This window comes from Aerococcus sp. 1KP-2016 (genome assembly GCF_002252085.1).
Classification (GTDB): domain Bacteria; phylum Bacillota; class Bacilli; order Lactobacillales; family Aerococcaceae; genus Aerococcus.
The window spans coordinates 19251-27795 of sequence record NZ_NEEY01000026.1 but is presented as its reverse complement, the minus strand read 5'-3'; the positions used below and the strand labels follow the sequence as shown (position 1 = coordinate 27795).

7 protein-coding genes and 1 pseudogene are annotated in these 8545 nt (G+C 38.5%); 7 read left to right on the top strand and 1 reads right to left on the bottom strand.

The features are described 5' to 3' along the window. Nucleotides 1–149: 149 nt before the first annotated feature. On the bottom strand, nt 150–809 hold the full coding sequence (locus B9P78_RS06070) for a GNAT family N-acetyltransferase (RefSeq protein WP_094518603.1): 660 nt from the start codon (nt 807–809) through the stop codon (nt 150–152). Nucleotides 810–1078: 269 nt separating this feature from the next. On the opposite strand from B9P78_RS06070, the gene B9P78_RS06065 reads away from it, so the two are divergent. The 7 genes and pseudogenes from B9P78_RS06065 to holA all read left to right on the top strand — a co-directional run bounded on the left by B9P78_RS06065 (nt 1079) and on the right by holA (nt 8483). Continuing rightward, on the top strand, nt 1079–2248 hold the full coding sequence (locus tag B9P78_RS06065) for an acetyl-CoA carboxylase biotin carboxylase subunit family protein (RefSeq protein WP_094518602.1): 1170 nt from the start codon (nt 1079–1081) through the stop codon (nt 2246–2248). A 39-nt stretch (nt 2249–2287) separates the two neighbouring features. Beyond that, complete coding sequence (locus B9P78_RS06060; RefSeq protein ID WP_094518601.1) at nt 2288–3025, top strand: esterase family protein; 738 nt, start codon at nt 2288–2290, stop codon at nt 3023–3025. Between the two features lie 139 nt (nt 3026–3164). Further along, nucleotides 3165–3734: a 16S rRNA (guanine(966)-N(2))-methyltransferase RsmD gene (rsmD, locus tag B9P78_RS06055; RefSeq protein WP_094518600.1), complete on the top strand. Its 570-nt coding sequence runs from the start codon at nt 3165–3167 to the stop codon at nt 3732–3734. After that, nucleotides 3734–4234 carry a pantetheine-phosphate adenylyltransferase gene (gene coaD, locus B9P78_RS06050; protein ID WP_094518599.1) on the top strand — a complete coding sequence of 167 codons (501 nt, stop codon included), beginning with the start codon at nt 3734–3736 and terminating at the stop codon, nt 4232–4234. Before rsmD ends, coaD begins: the two co-directional genes overlap by 1 nt. A 49-nt stretch (nt 4235–4283) precedes the next feature. Then, nucleotides 4284–5102, top strand: a complete 819-nt coding sequence (locus tag B9P78_RS06045) for a helix-hairpin-helix domain-containing protein (protein ID WP_094518598.1) — start codon at nt 4284–4286, stop codon at nt 5100–5102. Further along, a complete protein-coding gene (locus B9P78_RS06040; protein ID WP_094518597.1) occupies nt 5103–7433 on the top strand; it encodes a DNA internalization-related competence protein ComEC/Rec2 in 2331 nt (776 codons plus the stop codon). Nucleotides 7434–7449: 16 nt separating this feature from the next. Further along, nucleotides 7450–8483: pseudogene (gene holA / locus B9P78_RS06035) on the top strand (DNA polymerase III subunit delta). Nucleotides 8484–8545: the final 62 nt, after the last annotated feature.

Genomic DNA, 8545 nt, shown 5'->3' with positions numbered 1-8545 from the left:
TTTTTACTCAAAATGCCCACTCCCTTCTGTATAACGCAAATAAAGTATACCGAAAAATTGCATAAAAATAACCCGAAAACTAACAACACTCTTTTTTTGAGTGTTCAGTTTTCGGGTAGAGATTCAACTCCTTTTTATTATGGTTATTTTTATTGATTATCGTAAAGGAAAAAGGTGAAAGGTTTTTCTTTGTCCCCGTTTTGAAAAACTTCGTAAGGATGATTTTCATCTATTCTTATATGATTCACCTGACGCAAGCCTTTATGTTCATAAAAGGAATAGTCACAAGAGGTATCTGTAAATAGATAGTATTTGTCAACGCCTTGTTCAGTGAAGTATTCATTGGCTAGTCTAAATAGCCTTCCGCCTAAACCCAAACCTTGGAAATTAGGATCCACAATAAATAAGACTATACGGCCTTGATAGTTAACGGATTGTGACGCTTTGTGATATAAATCATCATCTGCTCTTTGCTCTTCTGCCATCATTTTATAGAAATAATCACGAACCGCTGCTTCTTGATGATGCAAAGTTAAAATAGCTTCTTTTGGACTCGGTACAATCATACGCAAATCTTTTGAGGCCTGATTGGCTGAAGCTAGTATTAGTCCTGCAACTTGACCATCAACGACAGCAACTCTGCCAAAAGAGGTATCAGATAGCGCATGAATGATATCAAGGTCTACGCAAGCATTTGTGGCAGTTGGATACTTTTTATAGTCTTCTGAGAACCATGCACCTCGTGTTAATCTATGAAGGTCATCATAATCTTTTGATTGTATAGGACGAAATAGTATTTCTTGTGTCATAAAAACACCTCCACGTCCATTTTATTAGAAGGAGACGAAGACTGCAAATGACCTAATAATTATGAGGGAAATTCTTTATGTTTAAAATGATTTTTAAGTTAAGAGATAGATTGTGATAAAATGAGATATTGGCCTATGTCATTAAAGATGAACACGTTTTCGTGAGCCGGAACGCGATTGCTTTTATTAAGGCTAGCGTTTATAATAAAATTGATATTCTAATCAAAAATTAATATTTTTGAAAAACAATAGAGAGCGGAGGAAAATTCATGAATTTTATCGTGACATCACCATTTTATCCAGAAAATTTCCAATTATTCACTAATCGACTTAAGAAACAAGGATTTACTGTGTTGGGTATTGGTCAAGAACCTTATGATCAATTATCCGCTAATTTAAAAAGCGATTTGACTGAATACTATAAAGTAAATAACTTAGAAAAAGTTGATGAAGTGAAAAGAGCAGTAGCATACTTATACTTCAAACATGGAAAAATTGATCGAATCGAGTCTAACAATGAACATTGGTTGAACTTGGAAGCTGAAATTCGCCAAGAGTTTAATATTCTGGGTAATAAACCAAGCGATTTGAAGAAAGTAAAATTCAAATCTGAAATGAAAAAACTGTTCAAAAAGGCAGGTGTGCCTACGGTTCCTGGTAAAATTGCAAACAAGAAAACCTCTGTGAAACGTCTGGTTAAAGAACTTGGTTTACCAGTAGTAGCGAAACCCAACTCAGGTGTAGGTTCCTCAGCGACTTACAAGTTAATCAATGATGCGGATGTAGATACATTCATAGCCGAATGGGATGAAAAAGAACCCTACTTCTTTGAACCGTATATCGAGGATGCGCGTTTATTATCTTTTGACGGTTTAATCGATCAAGAGGGCAATATCGTTTTTGAAACAGGTTTATATTACAAAGAACCGACCCTTGAAGTAATCAAACGCCAAGGTGATTTTGGTTATTGCATTCAAAAACAAATGCCTGAAAAATTACGTAAATATGGACATGCTATTGTTGAACAATTTGGTATGACAGAGCGATTTTTCCATATTGAATTCTTTGAAGATGGAGATGATTTCTTAGCTGTCGAGTATAATAACCGCGTAGCTGGTGGTTATACAATCGATATGTATAATTTTGCAAATCATATTGACTTATTCCAACAATATGCGCGCGTTGTTGCTGGTTTACCATTTGAACACTCAGACATAGCAAATCAATACTGTGTCGCTTTATCACAACGCGATCAATTTACTTATGCACATAATGATGCAGACATTCGTAGCCATTATGGCAACCGTTTTGTTTTCTCTAAACGGATGCCGGACGGATTTGCTGCATTACAAGGTAATCAATTCTATGGTATTTTAGCGGATACGCAAGCCGAAGTTGATGAAGTATTTAACTATGTTCACCAACGCGTTGAACAATAATATTCAACCCATTTAGGAATAAAAACTGGAGGAAAGCCCATGCACGTAGAATTTTTGCATCATTATTCAGGACAACTAGGAAAAGAAATGTATCTCAATCGATATGGCCATGCGGGTATGCCGGTCGTTGTTTTCCCATCGTCTGGTGGCTCAAAAGATGAGTTTGCTGATTTTGGTATGGTAGAAGCAGCAAAATATTTTGTGGATGAAGGGATTATTCAATTCTTTACCTTATCTACTTATGATCAAGAATCATGGTTGAATCAAGGGAAGTCATTACATGACCGTAGTGAAGCTCATAATGCCTATGAGCGTTATGTGATTGAAGAAGCTATTCCTTTTATTAAGCACTATACAGGCTGGTTTGACCCAATGATGACAACAGGATGTTCAATGGGTGCTTACCATGCCTTGAATTTCCAATTGAAGCATCCGGATGTTTTTTCGAAGTGTCTGGCCTTATCAGGTGTCTATGATGCACGTTTCTTTGGTGGTGACTTCGGTGATGACCAAACCGTCTACTACAATTCACCGGCTGATTATATCTGGACCTTGGATGATCCTTGGTTCTTAGATCAATTACGTCGTGCGGATATTGTTGTCGTAACTGGTCTAGGTGACTGGGAGCAAGACGGTTTACCAGGATACTATAAATTACGCGAGGCTTTCGCCTTAAAAGACATTCCTGCTTGGTTCGCTGAGTGGGGACAAGATGTTTCGCATGACTGGATCTGGTGGCGTAAACAATTACCATTCTTCTTAGGACAAATGTTTTAAGATGTGACATATGTTAACTAAAGCGGTTGGAAATGATTCTAACCGTTTTTTCTTTATGTATAATAAGCCAAGTCAATGTATCAGCTTTTTATAAATATGGTAAAATGAGAACAAATTGATAACGTGAGGTGACTAGTCTATGCGCGTCATAGCAGGAAAATATGGTAAACACCGTTTGAAGGCAGTGCCAGGAAATAATACTAGACCAACGACCGATAAAATTAAAGAATCTTTATTTAATATTATTGGTCCATATTTTGATGAGGATACACGTGTGTTGGATTTCTATGCTGGTTCAGGGGCTTTAGGAATTGAAGCAATTTCCCGAGGAGCTGCTCAAGTATATGGTTTTGAAAAGAATCGACAGGCAATTACGACAATTAAAGAAAATGTCGCAGCTGTCGGTATCGAAGATCAATATATTTTAAAGTCTGGGGATAATCGTAAAGCAATTCAACAATTGCGCCGCGAGCAACCGGACTTACAATTTGATTTAGTATTCCTTGATCCTCCATACAAGGGACAACAGTTGGTGGATGTGATTGAGGCCTTCTTGGCTGATCATTGGATAGCAGCACATGGGCGATTAGTATGTGAATTATCCAAGGAGGACGTTTTACCAGAGGTGTTTGGGCAATTGCAAGTAATCAAAGATGTGACATATGGCATCACGCGGCTGGTTATCTATCGAATGGAGGAAGAAATTTAATGGCAGGAAAAGGTAAAGCTTTATATGCAGGTTCATTTGATCCGTTAACCATGGGGCATGTGGATATGATTGAACGTGCAGCTGATATATTTGAATTTGTCTATGTCGCTGTTGCAACCAATACAACGAAGACGAGCTTATTCACAGGTGAAGAAAAATTAGCCTTAGCTAAAGAAGCGACGAAGCATTTGGCTAATGTGGAAGTTTTGTATTTGAAATCTGGTTTAACAGTAAACTTCGCACGAGAATTAGGTTGTAATGTGCTAATTCGCGGACTACGTAATAGTGCAGATTTTGAACAAGAAACCAATATTGCCATGATGAACAAAACACAAGCACCAGATATTGAAACAGTCTTATTATTATCGAGCGAAAAATATCGCTTCGTTTCAAGTTCCATCATTAAAGAAGTTGCGCGTTTTAAGGGTGATGTATCAGATGTCGTACCAGCAAATGTGAATGAAGCTATTATCTCAAAATATGCGGATATTGAAAATTAGTTAGCGTTTTTCCACCTTTTCTACGTATAAACTAGATGAGGTGAGAAAAATGAATCGAATCCAGCAATATCTATTTCAATTAAAAAATGATTTTGAGAACAGTTCACTCCAAGCATTTTGGGCAAAGTACCAACAGCTCTTGCTAGTGAGTGGCATAACAATAATAATACTCATGGGACTGGGGGTCTATACGGCTACCCGGTTCTTTGTCGTGCCCATCCAGTCTCAAGTCGAATCAACAGAAGTGTCGTTTATAGCGGATGACGCGCTAGCTATAGAAAATGATGAGTTGGCCTCATCATCACTATCTACAGCATCTGACAGTGGGTCTGGTGATAGCGCCTCAAGTGCTACGTCTAGTCTGGAGACTACTATAAGTGAAACGAGCCAATCAGTAACATGGTATGTGGATGTGAAGGGTGCCGTTAATGTGCCCCAGGTTGTGCCGGTAACCAAAGGCATGCGAATACACGATGCGATTACACTAGCAGGTGGTTTAATGCCGGATGCTGATCAAGCGCAAGTGAATTTAGCACAATTAGTTACTGACCAAATGGTGATATATGTACCCAAAATTGGGGAGGAAGTACAGGCCAGTGTGGCTTCAATAGTAGAAGCCACCCAAACATCTAGTGAAAATGTCGTAGTTAGCGAGAATAGCGATAGCGGGTCCCAACTTATTAACATCAATACGGCGGATGCTAGTGAATTGCAAAATTTATCAGGTATCGGGGAGAAACGTGCAAGTGATATTATTCAGTATCGCGAAGCGAACGGACCATTTGAAACCATTGATGATTTGGATAAGGTATCAGGAATTGGGGAAAAGACTATGGAAAATTTGCGTGAAGCTATCGTGGTTGACTAGATGAAACACGGTCTGATTTTTCATGCAATAGCGATCTTGCTGTTAATTTTGGTGATTTTTCAGTTTCATGTATGGGGATGGGTATTATATAGTCTGTGGTGGCTACGGATTATTTGTCTTCAGAACAGCAAATTTTTAGGCCGGTTTATTGTCATCCAGTTACTTTTGGCTATCTGTTTTGTTTACCAAAAACAGCAAGCGGTCAGTCATTTAGATGGTGAAGCGCAAATTTTTATGATGGATGTAGCAGTTACCGATATTAAGGTGGAAGGGGACTTGTTGTCATTAAAAGGGGAGACGTCTAATACCAAGGATGGCATGCAAGAACGTGTCCAGGTATTTTACCGTTTGCCAGATGAACAAAGTCAAAAAGAATGGCAGGCAGTTCATCAATCTGTGAGATTAGAAATAGCAGGCAACTTAGAACGTCCAAATCAAAATGATAATCGCTATTTATTTAATTATCAAGCGTATTTAAAACGTCATGATATTTATTGGATTTTGTCGGCCGATAAGATAAAGATAATATCCCCACTCATCACGTATGACTATTGGTTACCCAATATGTCTAAAGCCATTACAAATTGGCTAGATACACTATCAAATCCGACCATACGAGCCTATAGTTTATCCCTCTTCTTTAATCAAATGGATGCGCTTGACGAAGATGCACTTTCAGCATACCAGTCAATTGGCCTTATTCATTTGTTCTCTATTTCGGGATTCCATGTCCAATATTTCTTGCGCATCTTCAAGCATATATTTTTGCGTTTGGGCATTACAGTGGAAGACTTTGACCTCATTGCAATTCTTATGCTCAGTCTATATACATTAGTATTAGGTATGCCGTATGGATTAATTAGGTCAACCACAGCCTATACCTATAACGTTATTCAAGATAGACGTAATCAACAGCCCTCATCAATCATGGGGACTACCTGGGCTATGATTATCTTGATGGTCCTTGATCCACAAGTGGTTTTTAGTCTTTCATTTCAATTAACCTTTGCACTCTCCTACACTATTTTATTCACTGGACATGCCATTCAAGGAAGATACCGGCATCCATTATTAGTGGAATTGTGGCAGAGTTTCACTTGTACCTTGGTAACCATCCCTTTCCTAATCATGACTTACTATGAATTTTCTTGGGCAACTTTATTGTTAAACTATTTTTATGCTTGGATATTTGCCGCTTTTCTATTTCCCGGCTTATTAAGTATATTAGCCTTACATGTATTGAACATAGCCAATTATTTTTGGTGGTTTCAAACTGCAATTGCATACATTATTCAAGGTGTCGAAGGTCTTGCCAAATTCGCCCAAACTTGGACATGGTTCCATTGGATTACTGGTCACCCCCAAACGTGGGTCCTCATATTTTTTGTGTGTAGTCTACTTTATTTCCTCGTCGCTTTGAATGAACATCAATTTCAAAAGTCAGCAAATGTTTTGATAAGCCTTGCAATACTGTTGCTGTATGCCAATCCCTATCTGCATAGATATGGTCAGGTTGTTATGGTGGCTGTAGGCCAGGGGGATAGTATTTTGCTTGAAATGCCGCATCAATCTGCTGTCTATGCAATTGATTTAGCTGGGAAAATGAATTTCGCTGAATTTGCCAAGGAAACCAAAGCGGAAGATGCCTGGAAAATACGGGATAGTGACTCCATCGCTGAACGGCAACTGATCCCTATGTATAAAGCTGCAGGTGTTCGGCGATTGAAGGGTGTCTTTTTGACACATGGTGATTATGATCATATAGGATCGTTTGCGGAGATTGCAGCTACTTTTCCTATTGAAACGCTATATCTTCCAATTGGCATGCAAAATGATTTGGCATCACTTACATCTATTCAGGCAGGCATCAATGCGGGACGTAATCCTCATATGAAGATTGTTTGGTTGAGGACTGGTGATCAGATAGGCGTAGATGCCCACACAAATTTACATGTTTTGGCACCTAATGAAGTGAGTAATGGAGAGAATAAGGATTCCTTAGTTTTATATGGTCAGATTGGACAGCAGCATTTTATGTTTACGGGAGATATTGAAGGTGACCAAGAAGCTGAATTGCCCCAAGTACCGGTGGATATTTTAAAGGTTGCACATCACGGATCGGATTATTCTACGTCACAAACATTTATTGAAAAAATGCGGCCAAAAATTGCATGGATTTCTGTAGGAAAAGGGAATCGCTATGGTCATCCAAGTGAGCGGGTAGTGACGGACTTGGGTAAGGCGAACGTAGAAATTTTTCGTACCGATACAATGGGCGCTGTTCACTATATTTATTGGCCAAAATCAGCTAAAATAGAAACAGTGCATTAAATTGAGGAGGTATGAAATGGAGTTACAAAAAGCAATCCAGGCATTGGAACATGGGCAGTTTGACCCCATCTATGTCTTACAAGGACCAGAAAACTACCTCATTGATCGTTTTTTAACAACGATTCAAAACCGTTTTTTAACGGATGAAGTCAATTCGATGAATTACGTTTCGTTTGATTTGGAAGAAGATTATCTGACAGATGCGATAATTGAAGCGAATACCATTTCTTTTTTCAACGAACCACGCTTGATTATTTTGCGTCATCCCTTATTTCTTACAGGTAAGCATAAAAAGGGCGCAATTAAACAGGATGATAGTAGTTTGTTGGCTTATATGGATAATCCAGCAGAAGAGGTTATTGTGGTAATCGTGGCAGATTATGAAAGTCTTGATAATCGTAAAAAGATTGTCAAAGAGTTGAAAAAGAAGGCTACCTTTGTAGATACTGCTTTTATGGCGGAAAATCAGGTAAAAGATTTCATGCAACGGTACGTGAAATCCGAAGGTGTTGATATTACACGGGAAGCGATGGGCTTATTTTTGGAACGTACGCATTATCAATTAACCTTGTCCGTTCGTGAAATGGATAAGTTGATGTTGTATGTTGGTGAAGAAAAGAAAATTACCCAGCATGATGTAAATGTTTTAGTCTCCCCAACAATCGACGACAATATTTTCCATTTAACGGATTATATTATGCGTCAGGATGCAGGGGCAGCGCTTGCTATGTATAGGGAATTGATTGCACAGAAACAGCAGCCAATTGCCATCTTAGGTTTATTACAATCGAATTTCCGCCTCTATACCAAATTGTGCAATTATCTAAGGCAGGTTATGATCAAGGTTCGATTGCCAAAACAATTGGTGGGCATCCATACCGGATTAAAATGGCCGCTCAAGCAATGCGGGCGTATGCACCAGAACGTTTGATGTTGGGCTATATGAAATTGATTGAACTAGACTTTGATATTAAACAAGGTAAAGTGGATCAAAATCTTGGTATAGAGTGGTTCATTCTAGATTTTTGTGGTAAACGGGCCATGGGCTAAGAAAAAGACGACAAAAAAAGAAGGAAAATGCGTACGTCATTTTCCTTCTTTTTGTTTACTTG